This is a genomic window from Streptomyces sp. NBC_00083 (assembly GCF_026343295.1).
Taxonomy (GTDB): domain Bacteria; phylum Actinomycetota; class Actinomycetes; order Streptomycetales; family Streptomycetaceae; genus Streptomyces.
Genome location: NZ_JAPELY010000001.1, coordinates 1,182,279 through 1,206,418, shown reverse-complemented (window position 1 = coordinate 1,206,418; position 24,140 = coordinate 1,182,279). Strand labels below are relative to the sequence as shown.

Sequence of the window (24,140 nt, the reverse complement as noted above, 5' to 3'; positions counted from 1 at the left end):
TTCCCCCGACGGTTCTTCGTCCCTGTCCCCACGGGCGAACCGAGCCGTCCACAAGAGAGAGTGTGAGAGTGCTCGTACTCGTCGCTCCCGGCCAAGGCGCTCAGACGCCCGGCTTCCTGACTCCTTGGCTCGACCTTCCCGGCGCTGCCGACCGGCTCGCCGCGTGGTCGGACGCCATCGGTCTCGACCTCGTCCACTACGGCACGCAGGCCGACGCCGACGCGATCCGCGACACCGCCGTGGCCCAGCCCCTGCTGGTCGCCGCGGGCCTGCTGTCCGCGACGGCCCTGGGTGATGTCTCCCCCGGCGCCGTCGCCGGGCACAGCGTCGGCGAGATCACCGCCACCGCGTTCGCGGGCGTCCTGTCCGAGGAGGCCGCGCTGGGCTTCGTGCGCAAGCGGGGTCTGGGCATGGCCGAGGCCGCGGCCGTCACGCCGACCGGCATGGCCGCGCTGCTCGGCGGCGAGCCCGAGACCGTGCTGCCGCACCTGGAGAAGCTCGGCCTCACCCCGGCCAATGTGAACGGCGCGGGCCAGATCGTGGCCGCCGGCACCGCCGAGCAGCTCGCCGCCCTGGAGGCCGACAAGCCCGAGGGCGTGCGCCGCGTGGTGGCCCTGAAGGTGGCCGGCGCGTTCCACACGCACCACATGAGTCCGGCCGTGGCCTCCCTCGGCGAGGCGGCCAAGGCGCTCACCATCGCCGACCCGAAGCTCACGTACGTGTCGAACGCCGACGGCAGGGCCGTGACGAGCGGCCAGGAGATCGTGGACCGCCTGGTCAACCAGGTCTCCAATCCGGTCCGTTGGGACCTGTGCATGGAGACGTTCACCCAGCTCGGCGCGACGGCGCTGATCGAGCTGTGCCCGGGGGGCACCCTGACCGGCCTCGCCAAGCGTGCGATGCCCGGCGTCAAGACCGTCGCCCTGAAGACCCCCGCCGACCTCGACGCGGCTCGCGCGCTCATCGCCGAGCACGCATCCGCCTAAGGAGCGAGAGCCATGTCGAAGATCCGGCCCAGCAAGGGCGCTCCGTACGCGCGCATCATGGGCGTGGGCGGCTACCGGCCCGTGCGGGTGGTGCCCAACGAGGTGATCCTGGAGACGATCGACTCGTCCGACGAGTGGATCCGTTCGCGCTCCGGCATCGCCACGCGGCACTGGGCCTCCCCCGAGGAGACCGTGGCCGCGATGTCGATCGAGGCCTCGGGCAAGGCGATCGCCGACGCCGGGATCTCCGCCGACCAGATCGGCGGTGTGATCGTCTCCACCGTCTCGCACTTCAAGCAGACCCCCGCCGTCGCGACCGAGATCGCCGACAAGCTGGGCACCGGCAAGGCCGCCGCGTTCGACATCTCGGCCGGCTGCGCGGGCTTCGGCTACGGTCTGACCCTGGCCAAGGGCATGATCGTCGAAGGTTCCGCCGAGTACGTCCTGGTCATCGGCGTGGAGCGGCTCAGCGACCTGACCGACCTCCAGGACCGCGCGACGGCGTTCCTGTTCGGCGACGGCGCGGGCGCGGTCGTGGTGGGCCCTTGCGACGAGCCGGCCATCGGCCCCACGATCTGGGGTTCCGAGGGCGACAAGTCGGAGACCATCAAGCAGACCGTGCCGTGGACCGAGTACGACAGCTCGGGCAAGTTCCCCGCGATCACGCAGGAGGGCCAGGCGGTCTTCCGCTGGGCCGTGTTCGAGATGGCGAAGGTCGCCCAGCAGGCGCTGGACGCGGCCGGAATCAGCCCGGACGACCTGGACGTCTTCATCCCGCACCAGGCCAACATGCGGATCATCGACTCGATGGTGAAGACTCTCAAGCTGCCGGACCACGTCACGGTCGCCCGCGACGTGGAAACCACCGGCAACACCTCGGCCGCCTCGATCCCGCTCGCAATGGAGCGGCTCCTGGCGACCGGACAGGCGAAGAGCGGCGACACCGCGCTCGTCATCGGCTTCGGGGCGGGTCTCGTGTACGCCGCGACGGTCGTTACCCTCCCCTAGGCACTCCGGATCTTCCGGAAGCCCGTAATTCGAAGCATTAACACCGAAGGAGCGCCAACATGGCCGCCACGCAGGAAGAGATCGTCGAGGGTCTCGCCGAGATCGTCAACGAGATCGCTGGTATCCCGGTCGAGGACGTCCAGCTGGACAAGTCCTTCACCGACGACCTGGATGTCGACTCGCTGTCCATGGTCGAGGTCGTCGTCGCCGCCGAAGAGCGCTTCGACGTCAAGATCCCCGACGAGGACGTCAAGAACCTGAAGACCGTTGGCGACGCCGCCAGCTACATCCTGAACCACCAGGCCTGATTCAGGACCTGAATTCGGGCTGCCACCCAGCGGTGGCGCCGCTTATTCACGTCCCTTACACACGTGGAGAAACTTCCTGTGAGCTCGACCAATCGCACCGTGGTCGTCACCGGTATCGGCGCAACCACACCGCTGGGTGGCGACACCGCCTCGACCTGGGAAGGTCTGCTGGCGGGACGCTCCGGTGTCCGCCCCCTGGAGGGTGAGCGCTTCGCCGAACTGCCGGTCAGGATCGCGGCTCCGGCCGCGGTCGACCCCGGTGAGGTGCTGCCCCGCCCGCTCGCCCGCAAGCTGGACCGCTCGGCGCAGTTCGCGCTGATCGCGGCCAAGGAGGCCTGGGCGGACGCCGGTTTCACCGCCCCCGCGGGTGACGAGGCGGGCATCGCGCCGGAGCGGCTCGGCACGGTCATCGCGTCGGGCATCGGCGGTGTCACCACCCTGCTCGACCAGTACGACGTGCTGAAGGAGAAGGGCGTACGCCGCGTCTCCCCGCACACCGTGCCCATGCTCATGCCGAACGGCCCCTCGGCCAACGTCGGCCTCGAGGTCAACGCCCGCGCCGGTGTCCACACCCCCGTATCCGCGTGCGCTTCGGGCGCCGAGGCCATCGGGTACGCCGTCGAGATGATCCGCACCGGGCGCGCCGATGTCGTGGTCGCCGGCGGCACCGAGGCCGCGATCCACCCGCTGCCCATCGCGGCGTTCGCCAACATGATGGCGATGTCCAAGAACAACGACCACCCCGAGCAGGCCTCGCGCCCCTACGACAAGGCCCGTGACGGCTTCGTCCTGGGCGAGGGCGCCGGCGTGGTGGTCCTGGAGTCCGCCGAGCACGCGAAGAAGCGTGGCGCGCGGGTCTACTGCGAGGTGCTCGGCCAGGGCCTCTCAGCCGACAGCCACCACATCGCGCAGCCCGAGCCGACCGGCCGGGGCGTCGCCGCCGCGGTGCAGAACCTGCTCGACTCCACCGACCTGAAGCCGTCCGAGGTGGTCCACCTCAACGCGCACGCCACGTCGACGCCGCAGGGCGACATCGCCGAGATCAAGGCGCTGCGCAAGGTCCTCGGCGACGACCTGGACCACGTGGCCATTTCCGCGACGAAGTCGATGACCGGTCACCTCCTGGGCGGCGCGGGCGGCATCGAGACCGTTGCCACGGTCCTCGCCCTGTACCACCGCACGGCCCCGCCGACCATCAACGTCGTCGACCTCGACGACGAGGTCGACGCGGCCCTGATCAGCAGCGAGCCCCGCGCCCTGCCCGAGGGTTCGATCTCCGCGATCAACAACTCGTTCGGCTTCGGCGGCCACAACGTGGTGCTCGCCTTCCGCTCCGTCTGAACGGATCCGGCCCGATCGGGTTCCGTACGCAGCTGAAAGGGCCCCACCGCTCCGGTGGGGCCCTTTCGCGTACGCGGGGTTGGGGGGGGTGGGGTCAGACGACCTGGTGCAGCCAGCGCACCGGGGCGCCCTCTCCCGCGTAGCGGAAGGGCTCCAACTCGTCGTCCCAGGGCTTGCCGAGCAGCTTGGCGATCTCGGCCTCCAGGTCGGTCTCGCCCTGGACGGAGCGGGCGAGGGCGGCCCGCAGCCGGTCCTCCGGGATCAGGATGTCGCCGTGCATGCCGGTCACGGCGTGGAAGATGCCGAGGTCGGGCGTGGCGCTGTAGCGCTCGCCCTCGGCGGTGGCGCAGGGCTCGGCCGTGACCTCGAAGCGCAGCAGGTGCCAGCCGCGCAGCGCGGAGGCGAGCTTGGAGGCGGTGCCGGGTTCGCCGCGCCAGGAGAACTCGGCTCTCCAGGTGCCGGGCGAGGCGGGCTGGCGGATCCAGTCGAGCTGGACGCGCACCCCCAGGACGCCGGCCACGGCCCACTCGACGTGCGGGCACAGCGCGCGCGGGGCGGAGTGGACGTAGAGAACTCCACGTGTCGTCACCGGGACCTCCAGTGCGGTTCGAGGTTCGCCTTCCCCAGCGGCCTCGCGCCCCTGCCGTTCCCGGTCAGGACAGCACTTGTCCATCTGCCCCTGGGATCAACAGTAAACAGCATCGGGAGCTAATCTCCAGAAAAGGGACAGTATGTGACGTGATGTAATTTACCGGAGCCGTCTGGCGTGGTTCCTCTGGCTGGACGGCCCAAAGCTACCGCGCGGAGCCCCGCCAAGGGTGTCGTAATGTCGGTCGGAGCGTCTTCGGACACCAAGCTTTCACCCGCGAGGACGCCGCGAAAGCCCGCCGACCGCCGCACGGAGAGGGACCCCTGATGCCGGACAGCCGCCGAAGCCGTCGTGTCCGCGTCACGGCCGCCGCGCTCGTCGCGGGCGCGCTCGCCCTGGCCGCGGGCTGCTCATCGGGCGGCGGGCACCCCTCGGCGCGCCCCTCCGCCCCGGCGAAGCCCTCCCCGAGCCCTTCGCCGGCCTGGAACCGCAGCCCCGCCTCGCTCGCGGCGGTCGGCGACTCGATAACCCGCGGCTTCGACGCCTGTTCGGTCCTCGCCGACTGCCCCGAGGTGTCCTGGGCGACCGGCAGCGACACCGGCGTCGACTCGCTCGCGGTACGTCTGCTGGGCCCCGCGGCGCCCACGCACAGCTGGAACTTCGCGAAGTCCGGCGCGCGCATGTCCGAGCTGCCGGCCCAGATGGGCCGGGCCGCGGCCGAGCACCCCGGGCTCGTCACGGTGATGACGGGGGCCAACGACGCCTGCCGCGACGATGTGTCGGCGATGACGCCGGTGGCGACGTTCCGTACGGAGTTCGAGCAGGCCCTGCGCGAGCTGCGCGCCGGCTCCCCCGCGTCGCAGGTGTACGTGGCGAGCGTGCCGGACCTGAAGCGGCTGTGGTCGACCGGGCGGGGCAGCCCGCTGGGCAAGCAGATCTGGAAGCTGGGCATCTGCCAGTCGATGCTGGCCGACGCGGATGATCTGGGGGCGGCGGCGTCGGCGCGGCGGGAGGCGGTGTACGAGCGGGTCGTGGCGTACAACCGGGTTCTCGCGGAGGTGTGCGCGAAGGATCGGGCGTGCCGGTACGACGGGGGCGCGGTCTTCGGCTACGGCTTCACCGGCACGCAGCTCAGCCCGTGGGACTGGTTCCACCCCAGCCGCGACGGCCAGGCCCGCCTGGCCGAAATCGCCTACCAGAACATCACCAACCCCGGCTGACCCCGGGGGCCGCCTGCGATGCCATCAGCTCGACTCCGGGTGCGCTACCGGGGCGCGGGGCTGTGCACTTTGCGCGGCTCCGCCACGGTGGGCGCGGGTGCCGGGCTCGGTGCCGGGTCACCTACTAGGGGCGCGGGGCTGTGCCTTTTGCGCGGCTCCGCCGCGGTGGGCGCGGGTGCCGGGCTTGGTGCCGGGTCACCTACAGGGGCGCGGGGCTGCATCCTTTTGCGCGCCTCCGCCGCGGTGGGCGCGGGTGATCCGTTCGGTGCCGGGTGCCCTACTAGGGGCGCGGGGCTGTGCCCTTGGCGCGCCTCCGCCGCGGTGGGTGCGACCGGTCGACTCCGGGTCACCTACAGGGGCGCGGGGAACTGCGCGGGTGACCCAGCACGGTCCGCACCCGACGGCCGGGGATGACCCCACCCCGCCCCTTCCCTAAACCCTCCGGGGGCGGGAAGAGGGGGGCTGGGGTTCAGGACCTGGGGCTCCGCCCCAGACCCCGTTCGCGCCCGAAAGGCGCTCGTCCTCAAACGCCGGACGGGCTGAGGAGGCCGAGACCAGGCGCCCTGCCAAGGGAGAGGCATGCCGATGCCAGGCACCCCGCCAAGGGAGAGGCATGCCGAGACCAGGCACCCCGCCAAGGGGGAGAGATGCCGAGACCAAGCGCCCTGCCAAGGGCACGCGAGGATGCCGAGGCTGGGCGCCCCGCCAAGGGTGAGGGATGCCGATGCCAGGCACCCTGCGAAGGGCGGCCCCGTCGGCGGGGCGGGGTCGCTAGACCTCCAGCGTCGCGCTGAGCCGCGCGTCCACGAGGGAGTGGCACGCCCGCACCTCGTACTGGCCGGGGACGAAGCGGAAGGAGCCCGCCGACTCGTCCCAGATCTCGAACGCCCTCCCCCGCAGCGGGATGTCGACCTCGACCGTCTCGCCGGGACCGGCCTCCACGGAGGCGAACCCGGCGAGCCAGCGCCGCGGCCGCTCGACCGCGTCGGCGACCGGCGCCAGATAGATCTGCACGGTCTCGCGTCCGGCCCGCGCCCCCGCGTTGCGGACCCGGACCGTGGCGAGCGCCGGGGTCACCTCCAGGGACTCGTACTCCCAGATCGTGTATCCGAGCCCGTGTCCGAAGGAGTACGCCGGCGTCACCGCGGAGCGGTCGTACGCCCGGTAGCCGATGAACAGGCCTTCGGAGTAGGCGAGTTGGCCGTCGGAGGGGCGGACCTCGGTGACGGGGGCGTCGGCCAGGCGGGCCGGCCACGTGGTGGGCAGGCGCCCGCCGGGCTCGGCGTGGCCGAGCAGCACGTCGGCGAGGGCCGCGCCGCCCTCCTGCCCGGGGAACCAGCTCAGGAGCACCGCCGCGACCTCCTCGCGCCACGGAAGCTCCACCGGGGAACCGGAGTTGACGATCACCACGGTGTTCGGGTTGACGGCGGCGACGGCGGACACCAGGTCGTCCTGACGGCCGGGCAGCCGCAGGTCGCTCCGGTCGAAGCCCTCGGACTCGACGCGGTCGGTGGTGGCGACCACCACCACCGCGACCTCGGCGGAGCGCGCCGCCTCGACGGCCTCGGCGATCAGCTCGTCCGCGTCGCGCTGCGGCCCGAGGTGGGTGAGCGAGAACATCACGGCGGTGAGCGCGGCGCCGGGCATCCGGTGCACGGTGTGCAGCAGGGACACCTCGACGGGCTCCCCCGCGGTGAGGTGGGTGCGGCCGCGTTCGGCGGGGGCGCCGAAGAACGCCTCGAACGGGTCGGCGCCCTCGCGCAGTTCCTGCGTGCCCTCCCACAGGGCACCGCCGTCGACGGTGAGCGTGAACGCGCCGATGCCTCGGGTCCCGAAGGTGTGCTCGCCGCTCTCGCGCGGGGTGAAGGTGCCGGTGACCTCGATGGAGTGCAGCGACTCGTGGGTGACCCCGGCGGGCAGGTCGTCGCCGATCCACTGGACCTGGCCGGAGGGCAGCGAGCCGGTGCCGAGGACGGCGCCCTCGGCGTCGCGGCACACGGCCCGCAGCTCGAACCCCTGCTCGGCGGGGGCGAGTTCGTCGCTGGGGTCGGCTCCGACGGTGTAGGTGAGGGCGCCCTCGGGCAGCGCGGCGGTGAGCCCGGCGAGCGGGGAGACGATCCGTTCGGGGAAGACGGTGGCGGAGCCGCCGCCGAGCACCCGCGCGTCACGGGCCGCGGCGCCGATGAGCGCCACGGTGCGCACCCGCGCCGGGTCGATGGGCAGGGTGTCGCGTTCGTTGCGTACGAGGACGAAGGCGCGGCGCGCGACCTCGCGGGCCAGGGCCTGGCCGTCGAGGGGGGCGGGCAGTTCGGTGACGGCCGGCTCGACGCCGTCGAGGATGCCGACACGGGCGGCGAGCCGCAGCACGTTGCGTACCGCGTCGTCGACCACCGATTCGTCGACGTCGCCGGAGCGGACGGCCGCGGCGAGCGCGTCGCCGTACACGGTCGCCGGGCCCGGCATCGCGACGTCGAGGCCGCCGAGGATGTCGCCGACGGTGGAGCGGGCGGCCATCCAGTCGGACACGACGAACCCGTCGAAGCCCCACTCGCCGCGCAGCACCTCGTTCTGGAGGCGGCTGTTCTCGGTCATGGTGACGCCGTTGACCTGGTTGTAGGCCGACATGATGCCCCAGGGGTGGGCGTTCTCGACGATCGCCTCGAAGGGGGCGAGGTAGAGCTCGCGCAGGGGGCGCGGCGCGATGACGTTGTCGACGGTGAAGCGGTCGGTCTCGGCGTCGTTGGCGACGAAGTGCTTGACGGTGGTGCCGACGCCGCCGCCCTGGACGCCGTTGACGTAGCCGGAGGCGATCTCGCCGGTGAGGCAGGGGTCCTCGGAGTAGCACTCGAAGTGCCGGCCGCCGAGCGGGGTGCGGTGCAGGTTGACCGTGGGCGCGAGCAGCACGTGGACGCCCTTGCGGCGGGCCTCCTGGGCGAGCACCGTGCCGGCCCGGTGGGCGAGCTCCGGGTCCCAGGTCGCCGCGAGCGCGGTCGGCGAGGGCAGTGCGATCGAGGGGTCGTCGGCGGTCCAGCGCACGCCGCGCACTCCGATCGGCCCGTCGGACATGACCAGGGACCGCAGCCCGATCTCGGGAAGCGCGGGCAGTGACCACATGTCCTGCCCGGCGAGGAGCCGGGTCTTGGCCTCCAGGTCGAGTTTGCCCAGGGCCGCCTCGACGGCCTCGGTGTAGTCGGGGGTGGATTCGGATGCGCCGGCCACGGCCGTACCTCCTCGGAGAAGTCCGCTGATGGGCCCATGGTGACCGGTTTACCTGTAGAACGGTAGGGTTAGTTACCTTACCGTGATAATAGGATGCCGTACGGTCCTCTCGGAACACCGACGGACCAGCACGAAGCGGGGGCAGACATGGCGAGGACCAGGAGCGCCAGGAGCGAGGAACGGCGCGCGGAGATCCTGCGCGCCGCCCTTGAGGTGATCGCGGAGCGCGGCTACCGCGGAGCGTCGCTCGGCGCGGTAGCCGAGCGGGTCGGCCTCACCCAGCAGGGGCTGCTCCACTACTTCCCCACCAAGGAGGCGCTGCTCGTCGCCGTTCTGGAGGAGCGCGACCAGTGGGACACCAGCGGGCGGCGCGCGGCGGCCGACGGCTGGCGGCTCGAACTGCTCGCCTCCCTGGTCGAGTACAACGCCATGCGGCCCGGCATCGTCCAGACCTTCTCGGCGCTGCTCGGCGAATCGGTGACCGACGGCCACCCCGCCCGCCCCTTCTTCACCCACCGCTACACCCAGGTGCGCGAGGAGATGGCGACGGTGCTGCGGGCCGAGTTCGGCGACCGGCTGCCCGGCGGCCTCCCCCCGGAGCGCGCCGCGCCGCTGCTCGCCGCGGTGATGGACGGCCTGCAGTACCAGTGGCTCCTCGACCCGGACGCGGTGGACATGGCGGGCGCCTTCCGAGACTTCGTGACGCTGCTCCACGGCCCCGACGGCTCATAACTCCCTCTATCCACACGGGACTTCCTTGCGAATACTGGGCGCCACCCGACCCCGACGGAAGGATCCACGGTGCGACGACGTGTACGGGCGGCACGGTTCGGCCTGGCCCTGGCGGCGCTGACGTGCGGCGCGCTGCTCGGCCCGGCCCCCGCGCGGGCGGCGACGGGACAGGCACCGCCGGGAGGGCCGGCGACGGCGCCCCGGACCGCCACCGTCGAGGAGCTGCGCCTCGACGGCGCGGTACCGAAGGAGATCCTGGCCCGGAGCGGATTCGCCGACGTGGCACCGGAGTTCACCCGCGCCCTCCGGGACGTACGGTCCTACGACGCGGCCCGGCGGCTCGTCGGGCGCGAGGGAACACGGCTGTGGCAGCGGGCGGTCGACCGGGTACAGGGCCGGGGCCCGGCCGGCGGCGACCTGAGCCGCGACGACGACCGCCCGCTGTACTGGGCCAGGCTCGGCCTCACTCGTGAACTGCGGCTCTGGCAGCCGTCGTTCACCCTCTCCGACGCCGGCCGGGCCGCGCTCGTCGACCGCGTCGAACAGACCTCGCGCGGCCAGAAGAGCGTCGACTATCCCGCGGGCAAGGGCTTCAAGCGCATCCTGGTGACCGGCTTCGACCCGTTCACGCTGGACAGCGACATCCGCATCAGCAACCCGTCGGGCGCGACCGCGCTCGCCCTGGACGGCACGTGGATCCGCACCGCCGACGGGCAGCGCGCCCGGATCGAGACCATGACGTTCCCGGTGCGCTGGCAGGACTTCGCGGACGGCGCCGTGGAGCGGGCCCTCACGCCGGTCCTGCCGGAGGTGGACGCCTTCACCACGGTGAGCCAGGGCCGGGTCGGCCGCATCGACGTGGAGCGCTTCAACGGGGCCTGGCGGGGCGGCTTCCCGGACAACGTCAACGCCTCGGACACGGGCCCGGTCCCGGTGAGCGATCCGGCCACGCAGCCCCAGTGGACCCGCACGACACTCCCGTACCAAAGCATCGTGGCCGCGAACACCGGCCGCTTCCCGGTCTACGACCACACCGACGTGACCGAGATCCCGGCGGGCGCGACCACCCCCGTCGACCGGCCCGACGGGCCGACCCCGGGGTCGGCGGCGCGGGCCGGGGGCGGCGGCGACTACCTCTCCAACGAGATCGCCTACCGGGCCACGCTGCTCCGCGACCGCCTCGGCCGCACCGTCCCGGGCGGCCATGTGCACACGCCGGTCCTGGAGTTCGGCCCCGGCAACACCGACCCGGAGACGGGCACGGTGAGCGATCCGCAGTTCGTCCGCAACCGCCTGGACATCGTGGCCCAGATGCGGGCGATCGTGGCGGTGGCGGCCGGGTAGCACGGACCCCGGGGGGTCAGCAGGCGGCCGGCGCCGCTCCGGGCGCGCCGACGTCCCCGCGCCGCGCCCGGCCGTCGGCGTCCGGGTCGTCGCCGTCGGACCCGGCCGGCTCGTCGAGCAGGTCGCGCACCATCAGGGTCGCGCCCGCGACGGCCCCCGGCATCAGGAAGACCGCGACCAGCGGGACGACGAAGGCGACGGCGAGCGGCACACCGAAGCCGAGGACCAGCAGGCGGCGCGAGCGCAGCAGCGCCAGGCGGGGGCGCAGTTCCATGCCGCGGCGCTGGAGGGCGACCGCGGTGAGCTCCTCGGCGAGGAAGAAGCCGGTGACGCAGAACCCGATCGCCGGGATCACGCTCTGCCCGATCACCGGGACGAAGCCGAGGCCGAAGAGCAGGACACCGTAGAACGCGACGCGGACCAGGACGCGCAGGGAGTCACGCGCGGAGATCCACAGCTCGCGCCAGAGCGGCAGGCCCGACTCGGGAGCCTCGCCGCCGCTCTCGGCGCGGTCGACGTCGGCGGAGAGCTTCTCGTAGAAGGGCTGGCCGACGAGGAGGGTCACCGCGGTGAAGGAGACGACCGCGAGGAACACGCCGAGCGCGAAGACGAGGACGGTCAGGAAGCCGCGGAACAGGGCGAGCCAGGGCGAGGACCAGCCGTCGGCGAACGGGGTCGCCCAGCCGACGACGTCGTCCGCGCCGTAGGCGAGCCCGATCAGCGCGCCCGCGTACAGGACGAGCGTGATGAGGCCGGGGAGCAGTCCGATGCCGAGCGACCTGCCGTGCCCGGCCGCCCACCGCTGCCCCTTGACCAGATATCCGAAGCCCGCCCCTATGTCACGCATGGCTCCGACCCTATCCGGCCACCCGGATGAGGGAATCCGCCGCGGGGACGTCTCAGCGGCGCGCGAACCGGTCGAGCGCGGCCTGCGCGGCGGCGTTCGTCTCCGGGTGGCCGAAACCGTGGCGCGCGTCGTCGATCACGTGGAGTTCGCACCCCGGCCAGCGGGCCGCGAGCGCGCGGGCCGGGTCGGGCGGCGAGCTCAGGTCCTGCGCCCCGGTGATCAGTACCCCGGGTATGCCGGCCAACGCGGCGGCGCCCGCGACGAGTTGGCCTTCCTCCAGCCATGCGGCGTGCCGCCAGTAGTGGGTGACGAGGCGGGCGATGGTCATGCGTACGGCCGGGTCGGCGTACCGGGAGTCGCCGAAGGAGTCCGGGAGCCGGGCCCCCGGCGGCCGTACGTGGGTCTCCTCCCAGCGGCACCAGTCGTACGCCGCCCTCTCGCGCACCGCCGGATCGGGGTCGGCGAGCAGCCGGGCGTACGCGTCGACCACCCGCTCCCCCGCGCGGGGCCGTCCCGCGGCGCGGTAGGCGGCCCACGCCTCGGGGAAGTGGACGCCGACGCCCTCGGTGACCCACTCCACCTCGGCGCGGCCGGTCGTCGTGACCGACACGAGGACGACCTCGCTGACCCGCTCCGGGTGCGCCTCGGCGTACGCCATGCCGAGGGTGGCGCCCCAGGAGCCGCCGAACACCAGCCACGTGTCGACGGCCAGGTGCTCGCGCAGCCGCTCCATGTCGGCGACGAGGTGGTGCGTGGTGTTGGTGGCGAGGCTCGTCGAGGCGTCACTGACCGGTGGCGTGGAGCGGCCGCAGCCGCGCTGGTCGAAGAGGACGACGCGGTAGCGGTCGGGGTCGAAGTAGCGCCGCCAGTACGGTGTCGCGCCGGATCCCGGGCCGCCGTGCACCACCACGGCGGGCTTGCCCTCCGGGTGTCCGCACACCTCCCAGTGGACGAGGTTGCCGTCACCGGTGTCGAGCATGCCGTGGTCGTACGGGGCCGTCTCGGGGAAGGTCATGCGGGCCATCATCACAAAAGGGCCGCGCACCGGCACGGCCCTTCGATGACACGGAATCACGCGATGCGTGACACGGGACTACGCGACGGCGAGGTTCACCGTGATGTTGCCGCGGGTCGCCTTGGAGTACGGGCAGACCTGGTGGGCCTTCTCGATCAGGTCCTGGGCGGTGGCGCGGTCCACGTTCGGGATGGACGCGGTGATCTCGACGTAGATGCCGAAGCCGTCGTCGTTCTTGCCGATGCCGACGTGCGCGGTGACGGTCGAGCCGGAGATGTCGGCCTTCTCGTTGCGCGCGACGACGCCGAGGGCGCCCTGGAAGCAGGCGCTGTAACCGGCGGCGAAGAGCTGCTCGGGGTTGGTGCCCGCGCCGTTGCCGCCCATCTCCTTCGGCGGGTTGACCACGACGTCCAGCTGGCCGTCGTCGGTGGAGACGCGGCCGTCACGGCCGTTCTCGGCGGTGGCGACGGCGGTGTAGAGGACCTCGGACTTCTGAATGGACATGCTGGGGTGCTCCTCCTGGGTACGCGGCCGCTCGCGCCTCACGGCCGCCGGGATGTGGAAAAACCTTATCGGATCGCGGAAACCGTGAGGCGGAGTGTGCGATGGCTCACTCGATGCGGCCGTCCGCCGGCTCACGCGGCCCGGACCGCGCGGCGAGTGGCCCGGCGGCTCACTCGCCTCCGGACACCCGACCGCGTACCCGTCGCGCCAGGACGCACTCCCCGGGGAGCTACTTGCCGAGCGAGACGACCATCTTTCCGGTGTTCTCGCCGCGCAGCATGCCGAGGAACGCCTCGACGCCGTTCTCGATGCCCTCGACGACGGTCTCGTTGTACTTGAGCTCGCCGGAGGCCAGCCAGCCCGCGACCTCGCCGACGAACTGCTGCTGCATGCCGTAGTGGTCGCCGACCAGGACGCCCTTGAGCTGGAGGCGCTTGCCGATGATCATCATCATGTTGCGCGGGCCGGGGGTGGGCTCGGTGTCGTTGTAGCCCGCGATCGCACCGCAGAGGGTGGCGCGGCCGTGCACGTTGAGCGCCGAGATGGCGGCTTCGAGGTGGTCGCCGCCGACGTTGTCGAAGTAGACGTCGATGCCGTCGGGGGCGGCCGCGCGCAGCTGCTCCAGGACCGGGCCCTTCTTGTAGTTGAAGGCGGCGTCGAAGCCGAGCTCCTCCACGAGCCACTTGACCTTCTCGTCGGAGCCGGCGGAGCCGATGACCCGGGAGGCGCCCTTGAGGCGGGCGATCTGGCCGACCTGGCTGCCGACGGCGCCGGCCGCGCCGGAGACGAACACGACGTCGCCCTCCTTGAAGGAGCCGACCTCCAGGAGGCCCGCGTACGCGGTCAGACCCGGCATGCCGAGGACGCCGAGGTAGGCGGAGAGCGGGGCGAGCCCGGCGTCGACCTTGACGGCGTGCTGGGCGTCCAGGTCGGCGTACTCGCGCCAGCCGAGCCCGTGCAGGACGTGGTCGCCGACGGCGAACCGGTCGTCGGCGGAGGCGATGACCTCGCCGACCGCGCCGCCCTCCATGGGCTGCTCCAGCTTGAACGGCGCGACGTACGACTTCGTGTCGTTCATGCGGCCGCGCATGTACGGGTCGACCGACATGGCCACGTTGCGGACCAGGATGCGGCCGGGGCCCGGCTCGGCGACGGGGGTCTCCCGCAGCGCGAAGTCGGACGGCACGGGCCAGCCGTTCGGGCGGGCGACGAGGTGCCAGGCGCGGCTGGTGGTGGGGAGTGCGGACGAGGTGGCCATGGGGTGCGTCCTCCTGCGAAGCAAAAACTGACGGGTACATCGGGCACATCAGTACCTTGGGGCCGGGCACGCGACACACATCGCGTCGGTGGCGGCACGGGCCGAATACTTCAGGTACTGAAAGAACCATGCTCCCATATATTTGAGATTGTCAAGTAAGTCGGTAGGCTGAGGGCATGGCCCCCCGAACGGATCCCCTGAGCCTCGAAGTCGTCGAGCTGATCGGCACGATCGTCAGCCGCTACTACGAGGAGTACGAGCGGGCCGCCGCCGCGCACTCCCTCACCGGCGCGCAGGCGCGGGTGCTCGGGCTGCTGGCGCACGAGCCGCTGCCGATGCGGCAGATCGCCCAGAAACTGAAGTGCGAGCCGTCGAACATCACGGGCATCGTCGACCGCCTCGAAGCCCGGGGCCTGGTGGAACGCCGCCCCGACCCGGCCGACCGCCGGGTGAAGCTGGCCGCGCCCACCGCCGAGGGCGGCACCGTCGCGACCCATCTGCGCGAGTCCCTCGACTTCGCGAGGGAGCCGCTGGCGGAGCTGTCGCCGGACGAGCGCAGGGTGCTGCGGGACCTACTGAAGAGAATGCTGGGCACGTGACGCGGGAGCCCTGACCCCGCGCTCTCCCGGCCAACCCGGACGGGCGGGGGCCCGCCGGGTCACGCGCACCACCACAGGAAGCGGTGGCACGTCGCGCTGGGCGAGGGCGACGGCGACGGTGGGGGCGGAGGCGGCGGCGCGGCCGAGGACGGCGACGCGGAGGGCGCGGGCCCACCCGGGCCGGGCGGGTCGGACACGCCCGGCGCAACGGAGTCGGAGGGCCGGGCCGACGAGGGCCGGGGGTCCACGGACCCCGACGGCGTCTCCTTCGGCGCGGGACCGGCATGCCGCGGCCCGTCGGCACCACCGGGCGACCCGGCGCCCGCGCCGGAGCCCCGTCTGCGCGAGGAGACCGGCTCGGCGGTGGGTCTCGACGGACCCGTCACCGCGCTGCCCGAGGGCAGGGGCTGGGGGTCGGAGATCGTCTCGTCCTCCTGCACGGAGGAGGCGCGGTCGTTGACCGGGGGCTCCATCGCCATCTGTACGAAGCCCACCGCGCCGGCCACCAGGACCAGGCCCGCGGAGCCGAACAGGACCGCCTTCCCCCGCTTGCGCCGGGCCCGGCGCCCCTTGCGGGCACGCCGGTGACCGGACGGCGCGAGCACCTCCGCGCCGCGGCGGGACGGCGGCGCGCCGGCATGCACGAGGAGCTCGTCCTCGGGTGCGGGCGCCAGCTCTTGCGCGGGGGTCCCGCATCCGGCGCAGGCCAGGGCGCCGTTGAGGTGCCGTCGGCAGGCGTGGCAGTAATCCATGGCTCCGGGAGGCTATGCGGCGGCCGGGCAACAAAAGGGGCCGGAGATGTGTGGATCTTGTGCGGAAGGATCGCGGCGCGGGCGTGGCCGCGTGACGAATCGCCATGCACCGGGGCGTTGTCAGTGGGGCCGGGCAGGATGGACGTCATGACGGAAACCGGGACGCGGCCGTTCGGCCCGATGGAGTTCCAACTCGTGCTGCTGCGGCGGATGGCCGACCACCAGCCGGGTCTCGTCGAGGACGCCCGTCAGCGGCTCGGCGCCTCCCTCGCGGACATGCGCGAGGCCAACAAGCGCTGGCAGGCCATGCTCCGCTCGGCGCGCTCCCGAGGGGCGCTCTCCCGCTACCGCTCGGTGCTCGGCGCACCCGAGGCGGTCGTGCCGCGCACCATCGGCGACCTGGAGTGCGAGGCCCACCTGTGGCCGGTGCCGCTCTGGCCGGAGCTGCGGTTCGAGGTGCTCGCCGGGCCCGGCGGCGCGGTGTGGAACGAGTGGCTGATCCGGACCCCCGGCCTGCCGGGCCCGGAGCTGCGCGCCGAGGACGACCTGCGCCCCTGGTCCTGCACGGTCGACGAGGCAGCACGCGCCTTCCCCCCGGCCCGCCCGATGGAGGGCTCGGCCCCGACACGCTGGCAGCTGGAGATCACCCTGCCGGGGGGCGGCACCCGGGTGGCGGAGTTCACATGGGGCCTGCTGCAACGGCTCCTGCCGTAGCGGTTCCGAGCGGGGCGGCTCCGGGTCGGCGGGGCGGCTCCGGCTGCGGCGGGACGTGCTCCGGGCGGGGCGGCTCCGGGTGCGGCGCGTTGCGGCTGCGCGCCGAGCGGCGGCCGGTGGGCCCAGCCGTCCTCCTCCCGGTTTCTGGCTGCCCGTCAGCCGGCCCCTCCCCTACCGGCGCATCCCAGCGCGCGCCGGTCTTCGCGCGAACGCATGATGCGAACTACGTACCGGTCGCAGAAAGCGAAACACGTACCGCTCTCGGGAGGATCTGCCGTGACCGTCAGTCTTGAGCAGTTGCGCCGTTGCCATGTAGCCGTAGACCTCGGAGCCGCCAGGACCCGGGTCTACATCAAGGGCGCCGGGCTCGTCGTGGACGAGCCGAGCGTGGCCGCCGTCAATACGCGCACCGGTGCGCTCATCGCGGTCGGCACCTTCGCCGAGCAGATGACCGGCCGCACCCCCGACTACATCCGCGTGGCCCGCCCGGTGTCCGGCGGCACGGTCGTCGACATCGAGATGGCCCAGCGCATGCTGCGCCACCTGCTCGGCGAGAAGCTGCGCCGCCAGCTGCGCCGCAAGCCCCGGCTGCGCGCCGCCGCCTGCACCCCGCACGGCAGCGACCCGCTCGCGCAGCGCGCCGCGATGGAGACGCTGGTGGGGCTCGGCGCACGCCGCGTCGAGCTCGTCGACACACTGATCGCGGCGGCCGTGGGGTGCGGGCTCCCCGTGGAGCAGCCCACCGCCACCATGATCATGGTGTGCGGCGCCGCCACCACGCAGATCGCGGTGCTGTCGCTCGGCGCCATCGTCACGGCCGTACGCATCCCGGTCGGCGGCGAGGCCATCGACCACGCCGTCATCCAACACCTGCGCCACCAGCACGAGTTGATGCTGCCGAGCCAGTCGGTACGCCCGCTGCAGCTGGCCCTGCGCGGCAATGGACTCACCCCGCAGGGGCCCGCGTCCACCGAGATCCACGGCCGCGACGTGGCGACCGGCCTCGCCCGCTCGGTGCAGGTCGACACCGCCGCCGTCCGCAACGCGATCCACACGCCGCTCACCGCGGTACTCGACGGCATCGGCAAGGTGCTCCGCGAGTGCCCGCCCGACCTGGTCGCCGACCTCGCCGAGCGCGGCATCATGATGGTCGGCGGCAGCGCGCTGCTCCCCGGCCTCGACCAGATGCTGCGGGACTCGACGGGCGTACCGGTGCACATCGCGGAACGCCCCGACGTGTGCGCGATCCAGGGCCTCGGCGCGATGCTCGAAGGCAAGATCCAGCCGATGGTCCTCAGCCCCCTCAGCCCGATGGCCGATTGAGATGGCCGAGTGAGCGGCACGACAGCGGTGCCGCCCGGGGCGAGGGGCGGCGGTGAGGGATCCTCGAAGGATGAGTGACGCGGAGAGGCCGACCGGACCGGCACCCGCGGCGCGGTCAGTCCCGAGCGCCGCGGGCCCGGTGCGGCGAGACGTCCCGGGCACCGCGGACCCGACACGGCACGAAGCCCCGGCCGACGCGGACCCGACACGGCACGAAGCCCCGGGCGACGCGGCCGGGGTGGCCGACGCACCCGGGATGGCCGGGAGGCCCGATGCCCCCGCTGACGCGCCCGCCGCCGCCCAGAGCGCGGCGCCCCGTCTGCCGATGTTGTTGCAGGCCGTGCTCAGCGTCGGGACCGATCTCGAACTGCGCACCACGCTCCAGCACATCGTGGACACCGCGACCGAGCTGACCGGCGCCAAGTACGGGGCGCTCGGTGTGGTCGACCCCGAGCGCGGGCGGCTCACCGACCTGTTCACCTCCGGGCTCACCGACGCCGAACGCGAGCGGATCGGCCCGCTCCCCGACGGCCGTACCGGGCTGCTCGGCGCCCTCATCCACGACCCGCAGCCGCTGCGCCTCGGCGACCGGCGCGACGACCCCCGCTCGGCCGGCCTGCCGCCCGGCCATCCGCCGATGCGCTCGTTCCTCGGCGTACCGATCCGCGTGCACACCCAGGTCTTCGGCAACCTCTACCTCACCGAGAAGCACGGCGGCCCCTTCACCGAGGACGACCTGGCGCTGCTGCGGGTCCTCGCCGCGCAGGCGGGCATCGCCGTCGGCAACGCCCGGCTCTACGAGACCGTACGGCTGCGGGAGCGCTGGATCGACGGCGCCGCCGCCGTCACCACCTCCCTGCTCACCGGCGACACCGCCGCCAACGCCCTGACGACGGTGGCCGAACGGGCGAGGCTGCTCGCGGACGCCGCCGCCGGGGTCGTGCTCCAGCCCACCCCCGCGGGCGGCATGGAGATCGTCGCCGCGTCCGCGCCGGACGATCCCGACGACATCGTCGGCACGACCATCGAGCCCGGCTCGCCGGTCCTGGTCCAACTCCTGGGCGGCGAGCCGGTGTTCCTGGAGGACTCGGCGACCGACCCCCGTATGACCACCCACGTGCGCGCCCGGTTCGGGCCGAGCATGATGCTCCCCCTCCAGAGCGGCGGCAAGCTCATCGGCACCCTGGCGCTGCCCCGCAGGCGCGGCGCCCGCCCCTACACCGCGGTGGACCGGCTGCTCGCCTCCCAGTTCGCCTCGCAGGCGGCCCTCGCGCTCGTCCTGGCCGACGCCCAGCACAACCGCGAGCAGCTCGCCGTGTACGAGGACCGCGACCGGATCGCCCGCGACCTCCACGACCTGGTCGTCCAGCGGCTGTTCGCCACCGAGATGATGCTGGAGTCGACGCGGCGCCGGGCCGAGAAGACGGCGGCCGACGACACGGACGAGCTGCTCACCCGGGCCGTCGACGAGCTCGACTCCACCATCCAGGAGGTACGCACCGCGATCTTCGCGCTCCAGCAGCCGCCCGCCGAGGCCCCGACGACGCTGCGCGGCCGGGTCCTGCGCGAGACGGCGGGGGCGGGCGCCCTCCTCGGCTTCCGGCCCTCGGTGCGCTTCGACGGCGCGGTCGACGCGCTGGTCGGCGAGCCCGTCGACAGCCAGCTGGTCGCGGCCCTGCGCGGCGCGCTCGCCGCGGCACACCGCAGGGCCGGGGTGTCCTCGGTGCGCGTCGTCGTCGACGCGGGCGCCGAACTGCCGGACGGGCGGCCCGCGGTACGGCTCACCGTCGTCGACAACGGCATGCGCGACGACGGCATCCGCGGCACCACCCTGACCTGGCAGGCCCCGCTCCAGTAGCCCGCCGGCCGCACACCACCCCGGCGCGGGGCGGCCACACCCGCCCCGGCCCCGCGAGCGAAATCCCGTCCCGTACGCCACCGCCCCGCGGCCCGTTCCCGTGACGGCGCTCACCCTTTCCCCCGACTCCAGCGGAACGCGGGGAGCCGTACGGCAGGATGCGGATCATGCGTCCGGACGACGCCGCGTAGGGTCGACGACCTGGGGCCCGGCACGGTTCGGGCGCCGCCGAGCCGTCGACGCCGAGGAGTCCCGTACGTGTCCCCTCTCTTCCCCTCCCTGTCCGCAGCCGAGCCCCGGGAGGCCGTGCGCTTCGGCGATCAGGTGCTGACCTATGCCGAACTGGCCGGCGCGGCAGGCTCGTTGGCGTCCCGGATCGCGGGCGCCGGGCGGGTCGCCCTCTGGGCGACCCCGACCCCGCGGACCGTGGTGGGTGTGGTGGCGGCGCTCGTCGCGGGCGTGCCGGTGGTGCCGCTGAATCCGAAGACCGGCGAGCGGGAGCTGGCGCACATCGTCGGCGACAGCGAGCCGAGCGTGGTCCTCGCCTCACCCGATGACCGGCTCCCCGCCGCGCTGGACGGCCTGACCCGGATCGACGTGCCCCTGTCCGGGACGGCGGGCGAGCTGCCCGCCGAGCCCGGCGACGAGACGCCCGCGCTGATCGTCTACACCTCGGGGACGACCGGCCCGCCGAAGGGCGCGGTGCTGCCCCGCCGGGCGATCGCCGCGACCCTCGACGCGCTGCGGGAGGCCTGGGACTGGACGGCGGACGACGTCCTGGTGCACGGCCTTCCCCTGTTCCACGTGCACGGCCTGATCCTGGGCGTCCTCGGCCCGCTGCGCCGCGGCGGCTCGGTGCGCCACCTCGGCCGCTTCTCCGTCGAAGGGGTGACGCGGGAGCTGTCGACGGGCGCGACCATGCTGTTCGGGGTGCCGACGATGTACCACCGGATCGCCGAAGCCGTCGACGACGACCGGGAGTTGACGAGGGCGCTGGCCGGCGCGCGGCTGCTCGTGTCCGGCTCGGCGGCGCTGACCGCGCCCGATCACCGGCGCATCACGAGGGCGACGGGCCGCGCGGTGATCGAACGGTACGGCATGACGGAGACGCTGATGCTGTGCGCCGAGCGCGCGGACGGCGGGGCCCGCCCCGGCACGGTCGGCGCCCCGCTCCCGGGCGTCGGCCTGCGCCTCGCCGACGAGGCCGACGGCATCGGCGAGATCCAGGTGCGCGGCCCGAACCTGTTCAGCGGCTATCTGAACCGCCCGGACGCGAGCGCCGCGGCCTTCACCGACGACGGCTGGTTCCGCACCGGCGACATGGCGAGCGTCGACGCGGACGGTCAGGTACGGATCGTCGGCCGCAAGGCCACCGACCTCATCAAGAGCGGCGGCTACAAGATCGGCGCGGGCGAGATCGAGAACGTCCTGCTCGACCACCCCGGTGTCCGCGAGGCCGCGGTGACGGGCGAACCCGACGCCGACCTGGGCGAGCGCATCGTGGCGTGGATCGTGCCGAGCGACCCCCAGTCTCCGCCGCACGCCGCCGAGTTGAGCGATCACGTCGCGGCCCAGCTCGCCCCGCACAAGCGCCCGCGCGTGGTGCGCTACCTGGCCGAACTGCCCCGCAACGACATGGGCAAGATCATGAAGCGAGCCCTGCATGCCTGACAGCTCCCGGCGGATCCCGGCGCGGGCGGCGATCGCCCTGGTGACCGGCGACTTCGTCGAACTGCCGCCGCCCGCACGGGACTTCCCCGAGGACGGCCCGCTCTCCTGGACGGGCTACGGCGCCTCCCGCGCGCGGGCCGCGGAGGCGACCGGCGAGAGCGAGTCGGTGGTGTGCGGGGTGGCCTCGGTCGAGGGGCGGCCGTGTGTGCTGGTCTCCTTCGAGTTCGGCTTCCTGGGCGGCTCGCTCGGGCAGCGGACGGGTGACCGCCTGGAGCTGGCGTACGAGACGGCACGCAAGCGCCGGCTGCCGCTCGTCTCGCTGATCGCCACGGGCGGCAGCCGCATGCAGGAGGGCATGCTCGCACTGGTCCAACTCCAGCGCGTGGCACGGCAGTCGGCGCTGCTCAAGGAGGCGGGCCTGCCACAGATCGCGGTGGTGCGCGACCCGACGACGGGCGGCGGCTGGGCCACGCTCGGCGCGGGCGCCGATGTGGTCCTCGCCCTGCCGGGCGCCCAGATCGGCTTCGCGGGCTCCCGGGTCCGCCCGGCGGACGCGGATCCGGCGGCCTACCGGGCGAAGGGCCAGCTCGCGGCGGGGCAGATCGACGCGATCGTACGCACGGAGGATCTGCGGGGCGTGCTCGCGGGCTGGCTGACCCTCCTCGGCTCCGGCGGGTCCCAACCGGCGCCGCCCCCGGCCCCGTTCGGGGAGTCGGGCCTGCCGGCGGACGGCTGGGAGGCGGTGAGCCGGGCCCGCGCGGCGGGCCGGCCCCGCGCGGACGCCTACCTCGACGCGTACTTCCCGCACCGCCAGGAACTGGTGGGCGACCGGTGCGGGGGCGTGGACCCCGGGATGCTGTGCGGCTTCGGCCTGCACCGGGGGGCGAGTTACGCGTACGCCGCGCAGACCGGCACCGCGACCCGCCCGGCGGGCTACCGCACCGCGGCCCGCGTCATCCGCCTCGCCGACCGTCTCGGCATCCCGGTCCTGACCCTCGTCGACACGCCGGGCGCCGCGAACGACGCGGCGGCGGAACGCGCCGGGCAGGGCGCGGCGATCGCGGAGGCGTTCGCCGCGGTGGCCGCCGCGCGCGTCCCGGTCACCACCCTGGTCATCGGCGAGGGCGGCTCGGGCGGCGCCCTGGCCCTGACCTCCCCCGACCGGACGTGGGTGACGGCCGACAGCTACTTCTCGGTGATCGCCCCGGAGCTCGCGGCAGCCATCCTGAAGCGCCCCCCGTCCGAGATCCACCACACAGCCGCCCAACTGCGCCTGCGCCCACAGGACTTGGTGGAGCTGGGGGTGGCGCGGGGGGTACTGGGCGAGTAGCCCTGCGGGGTGGGGTGGGCACCCTCAGCCCGTCCGGCGTTTGAGGACGAGCGCCCTTCAGGCGCGAACGGGGGTGCAGGGGGCGGAGCCCCCGCCGGGGTTCGAGGGGCGGAGCCCCTCGGGGGGGTCTGGGGCGCAGCCCCAGGGAGCCGCACCCGCAAGTAGCCGCACGAGCCGCCCCCTACGCCGCAGGCCACCGCGCGTCGTACCGCGCAAAGCTCCGCCGGCTCACCCCGAGCACCGTCACCGCGAGGACACAGGCCAACCCCCCGCCCACCACCATCACCGTGGGCGAGGTGAGATCGGCAACCGTCCCCGCGAGGAAGTCACCGAGCCTCGGCCCGCCCGCGACGACCACGATGAAGACGCCCTGGAGCCGGCCCCGCATCTCGTCCGGCGCGGCGACCTGCATCATCGTGTTGCGGAACACCATGGAGACGGTGTCCGAGAACCCGGCGACGGCGAGCATGAACAGGCCCAGCCACAACTGCCGGGTCAGGCCGAACGCCGCGATCGCGGCGCCCCATCCGCCCACCGAGATCAGCACCGCGAGCCCGTGCCGGTGGACGCGGCCCTGCCAGCCGGAGAACACCCCGCCGAGCAGCGCGCCGATCGCGGGCGCGGCGACGAGCAGGCCGGTGGTGCGGGCGTCGCCGCCGTACCAGAGGACGGCGACGGCCGGGAACAGCGCGCGCGGGTGGGCCAGGATCATCGCGCAGAAGTCGCTGAAGAACGTCATCCGCAGGTTGGGCCGGGTCGCCAGGAACCGGAGCCCCTCCATGACGGAGGGCCGCTTGGTGCCGGCGGCGCGCTCCGGCAGCATCGCGGGCAGCCGCCACATCGCGTAGAGGGAGGCGGCGAAGGTGATCGCGTCGATGAGGTACGCCGTCCTGTACCCGGCGAAGCCGACGACGAGGCCGCCCAGCATCGGGCCGACGAGCGTGCCGGTCGTCATGATCATCGAGTTGAGGGCGTTGGCGGCGGGCAGGTGCTCGGGCGGCAGCAGCTTGGGGATCATCGCCGAGCGGGCGGGCCCGTTCAGCGCCTGGCAGATCGACTGGAGCGCGATGACGGCGTACAGGAACCACACGTCGGCGACGCCGGCGAACGTCCCGGCCGAGAGCACCGCGGAGAGCACGGCGGATCCGAGCGCGCTGTAGAGGCCGAGCTTGCGACGGTCCACCGTGTCGGCGATGGCACCGCCGTACAGTCCGAACGCGACCAGCGGTACGAGGGTGAAGATGCCGACCAGGCCGACGTAGAAGCTGGAGCCGGTGAGGTCGTAGACCTGGAGCGAGATCGCGAGCGCGGTCATGCCGCTGCCGACCCAGGAGACCATGTTGCCGAACCAGAGCCTGCGGTAGTCGGCGGATATCCGGAACGGGGTGAGATCGGCGAATATCCGCCCCCGGGCCCGCGCGGCGGCGCCCCCCTCCCCCGGGTCGGCTCCGCCCGCACCGGACGGCGGCACGGGGGTGGTCTGGGCAGGCTGCTCGGCTTGTTCGCTCACGCGGGATGCTAA

At 73.4% G+C, this 24,140-nt stretch carries 21 protein-coding genes; 13 read left to right on the top strand and 8 right to left on the bottom strand.

Features of this window, described 5'->3' with window-relative positions; all coding sequences use genetic code 11:
• The first annotated feature begins 68 nt into the window (after positions 1-68).
• From OOJ98_RS05155 to OOJ98_RS05140, 4 genes are all read left to right on the top strand, one after another.
• Positions 69-986 (top strand): ACP S-malonyltransferase, encoded by a 918-nt coding sequence (locus OOJ98_RS05155; RefSeq protein ID WP_267053410.1) that lies wholly within the window; start codon positions 69-71, stop codon positions 984-986.
• Between the two features lie 12 nt (positions 987-998).
• A complete protein-coding gene (locus tag OOJ98_RS05150; protein ID WP_267053409.1) occupies positions 999-1,994 on the top strand; it encodes a ketoacyl-ACP synthase III in 996 nt (331 codons plus the stop codon).
• 59 nt (positions 1,995-2,053) lie between these two features.
• Positions 2,054-2,302, top strand: a complete 249-nt coding sequence (locus tag OOJ98_RS05145; protein ID WP_267053408.1) for an acyl carrier protein — start codon at positions 2,054-2,056, stop codon at positions 2,300-2,302.
• 78 nt (positions 2,303-2,380) lie between these two features.
• Positions 2,381-3,643, top strand: coding sequence for a beta-ketoacyl synthase (locus tag OOJ98_RS05140; protein WP_267053407.1), 1,263 nt, complete (start codon positions 2,381-2,383; stop codon positions 3,641-3,643).
• Positions 3,644-3,737: 94 nt separating this feature from the next.
• On the opposite strand, the gene OOJ98_RS05135 is transcribed toward OOJ98_RS05140, so the two are convergent.
• A complete protein-coding gene (locus tag OOJ98_RS05135; RefSeq protein WP_267053406.1) occupies positions 3,738-4,232 on the bottom strand; it encodes a DUF3145 domain-containing protein in 495 nt (164 codons plus the stop codon).
• A gap of 326 nt (positions 4,233-4,558) precedes the next feature.
• On the opposite strand from OOJ98_RS05135, the gene OOJ98_RS05130 reads away from it, so the two are divergent.
• Positions 4,559-5,452, top strand: coding sequence for an SGNH/GDSL hydrolase family protein (locus OOJ98_RS05130; protein ID WP_267053405.1), 894 nt, complete (start codon positions 4,559-4,561; stop codon positions 5,450-5,452).
• Between the two features lie 771 nt (positions 5,453-6,223).
• On the opposite strand, the gene OOJ98_RS05125 is transcribed toward OOJ98_RS05130, so the two are convergent.
• Positions 6,224-8,671: a glycoside hydrolase family 3 protein gene (locus OOJ98_RS05125; protein ID WP_267053404.1), complete on the bottom strand. Its 2,448-nt coding sequence runs from the start codon at positions 8,669-8,671 to the stop codon at positions 6,224-6,226.
• Positions 8,672-8,818: 147 nt separating this feature from the next.
• Here OOJ98_RS05125 and OOJ98_RS05120 point away from each other — a divergent pair, with 147 nt between their 5' ends.
• Both OOJ98_RS05120 and OOJ98_RS05115 read left to right on the top strand, forming a co-directional pair.
• Positions 8,819-9,403 carry a TetR/AcrR family transcriptional regulator gene (locus OOJ98_RS05120; RefSeq protein WP_267053403.1) on the top strand — a complete coding sequence of 195 codons (585 nt, stop codon included), beginning with the start codon at positions 8,819-8,821 and terminating at the stop codon, positions 9,401-9,403.
• A 69-nt stretch (positions 9,404-9,472) separates the two neighbouring features.
• Positions 9,473-10,747 (top strand): pyroglutamyl peptidase, encoded by a 1,275-nt coding sequence (locus OOJ98_RS05115; RefSeq protein WP_267053402.1) that lies wholly within the window; start codon positions 9,473-9,475, stop codon positions 10,745-10,747.
• Positions 10,748-10,763: 16 nt separating this feature from the next.
• Here OOJ98_RS05115 and OOJ98_RS05110 read toward each other — a convergent pair whose 3' ends face one another.
• The 4 genes from OOJ98_RS05110 to OOJ98_RS05095 form a co-directional block, all read right to left on the bottom strand.
• The gene (locus OOJ98_RS05110; RefSeq protein ID WP_267053401.1) at positions 10,764-11,594 is read right to left on the bottom strand and encodes an EI24 domain-containing protein; all 831 of its coding nucleotides are present in this window, start codon (positions 11,592-11,594) and stop codon (positions 10,764-10,766) included.
• A 52-nt stretch (positions 11,595-11,646) separates the two neighbouring features.
• Entirely contained in the window at positions 11,647-12,609 is a 963-nt protein-coding gene (locus tag OOJ98_RS05105; protein WP_323177879.1) for an alpha/beta fold hydrolase, read from the bottom strand.
• A gap of 78 nt (positions 12,610-12,687) precedes the next feature.
• Positions 12,688-13,113, bottom strand: coding sequence for an organic hydroperoxide resistance protein (locus OOJ98_RS05100; RefSeq protein WP_267053400.1), 426 nt, complete (start codon positions 13,111-13,113; stop codon positions 12,688-12,690).
• A gap of 229 nt (positions 13,114-13,342) precedes the next feature.
• Positions 13,343-14,371, bottom strand: a complete 1,029-nt coding sequence (locus tag OOJ98_RS05095; protein WP_267053399.1) for an NADP-dependent oxidoreductase — start codon at positions 14,369-14,371, stop codon at positions 13,343-13,345.
• Between the two features lie 176 nt (positions 14,372-14,547).
• Between OOJ98_RS05095 and OOJ98_RS05090 the strand changes: the two genes are divergently transcribed.
• Entirely contained in the window at positions 14,548-14,970 is a 423-nt protein-coding gene (locus tag OOJ98_RS05090; protein ID WP_267053398.1) for a MarR family winged helix-turn-helix transcriptional regulator, read from the top strand.
• 59 nt (positions 14,971-15,029) lie between these two features.
• Here the strand turns inward: OOJ98_RS05090 and OOJ98_RS05085 are convergent, their stop codons facing one another.
• Positions 15,030-15,722, bottom strand: a complete 693-nt coding sequence (locus OOJ98_RS05085) for a hypothetical protein (RefSeq protein ID WP_267053397.1) — start codon at positions 15,720-15,722, stop codon at positions 15,030-15,032.
• A gap of 147 nt (positions 15,723-15,869) precedes the next feature.
• On the opposite strand from OOJ98_RS05085, the gene OOJ98_RS05080 reads away from it, so the two are divergent.
• The 5 genes from OOJ98_RS05080 (at position 15,870) to OOJ98_RS05060 (ending at position 22,618) form a co-directional block, all read left to right on the top strand.
• Positions 15,870-16,436, top strand: a complete 567-nt coding sequence (locus tag OOJ98_RS05080; protein ID WP_267053396.1) for a hypothetical protein — start codon at positions 15,870-15,872, stop codon at positions 16,434-16,436.
• Between the two features lie 276 nt (positions 16,437-16,712).
• A complete protein-coding gene (locus tag OOJ98_RS05075; RefSeq protein ID WP_267053395.1) occupies positions 16,713-17,759 on the top strand; it encodes a rod shape-determining protein in 1,047 nt (348 codons plus the stop codon).
• Positions 17,760-18,015: 256 nt separating this feature from the next.
• Positions 18,016-19,617: a GAF domain-containing protein gene (locus OOJ98_RS05070; protein ID WP_267055522.1), complete on the top strand. Its 1,602-nt coding sequence runs from the start codon at positions 18,016-18,018 to the stop codon at positions 19,615-19,617.
• Between the two features lie 258 nt (positions 19,618-19,875).
• Positions 19,876-21,288: an acyl-CoA synthetase gene (locus OOJ98_RS05065; protein ID WP_267053394.1), complete on the top strand. Its 1,413-nt coding sequence runs from the start codon at positions 19,876-19,878 to the stop codon at positions 21,286-21,288.
• Positions 21,281-22,618, top strand: a complete 1,338-nt coding sequence (locus tag OOJ98_RS05060; protein WP_267053393.1) for a carboxyl transferase domain-containing protein — start codon at positions 21,281-21,283, stop codon at positions 22,616-22,618. The genes OOJ98_RS05065 and OOJ98_RS05060 overlap by 8 nt, the downstream gene beginning before the upstream one ends.
• Positions 22,619-22,799: 181 nt before the next feature.
• Here OOJ98_RS05060 and OOJ98_RS05055 read toward each other — a convergent pair whose 3' ends face one another.
• Complete coding sequence (locus OOJ98_RS05055; protein WP_267055521.1) at positions 22,800-24,089, bottom strand: MFS transporter; 1,290 nt, start codon at positions 24,087-24,089, stop codon at positions 22,800-22,802.
• Positions 24,090-24,140 lie beyond the last annotated feature (51 nt).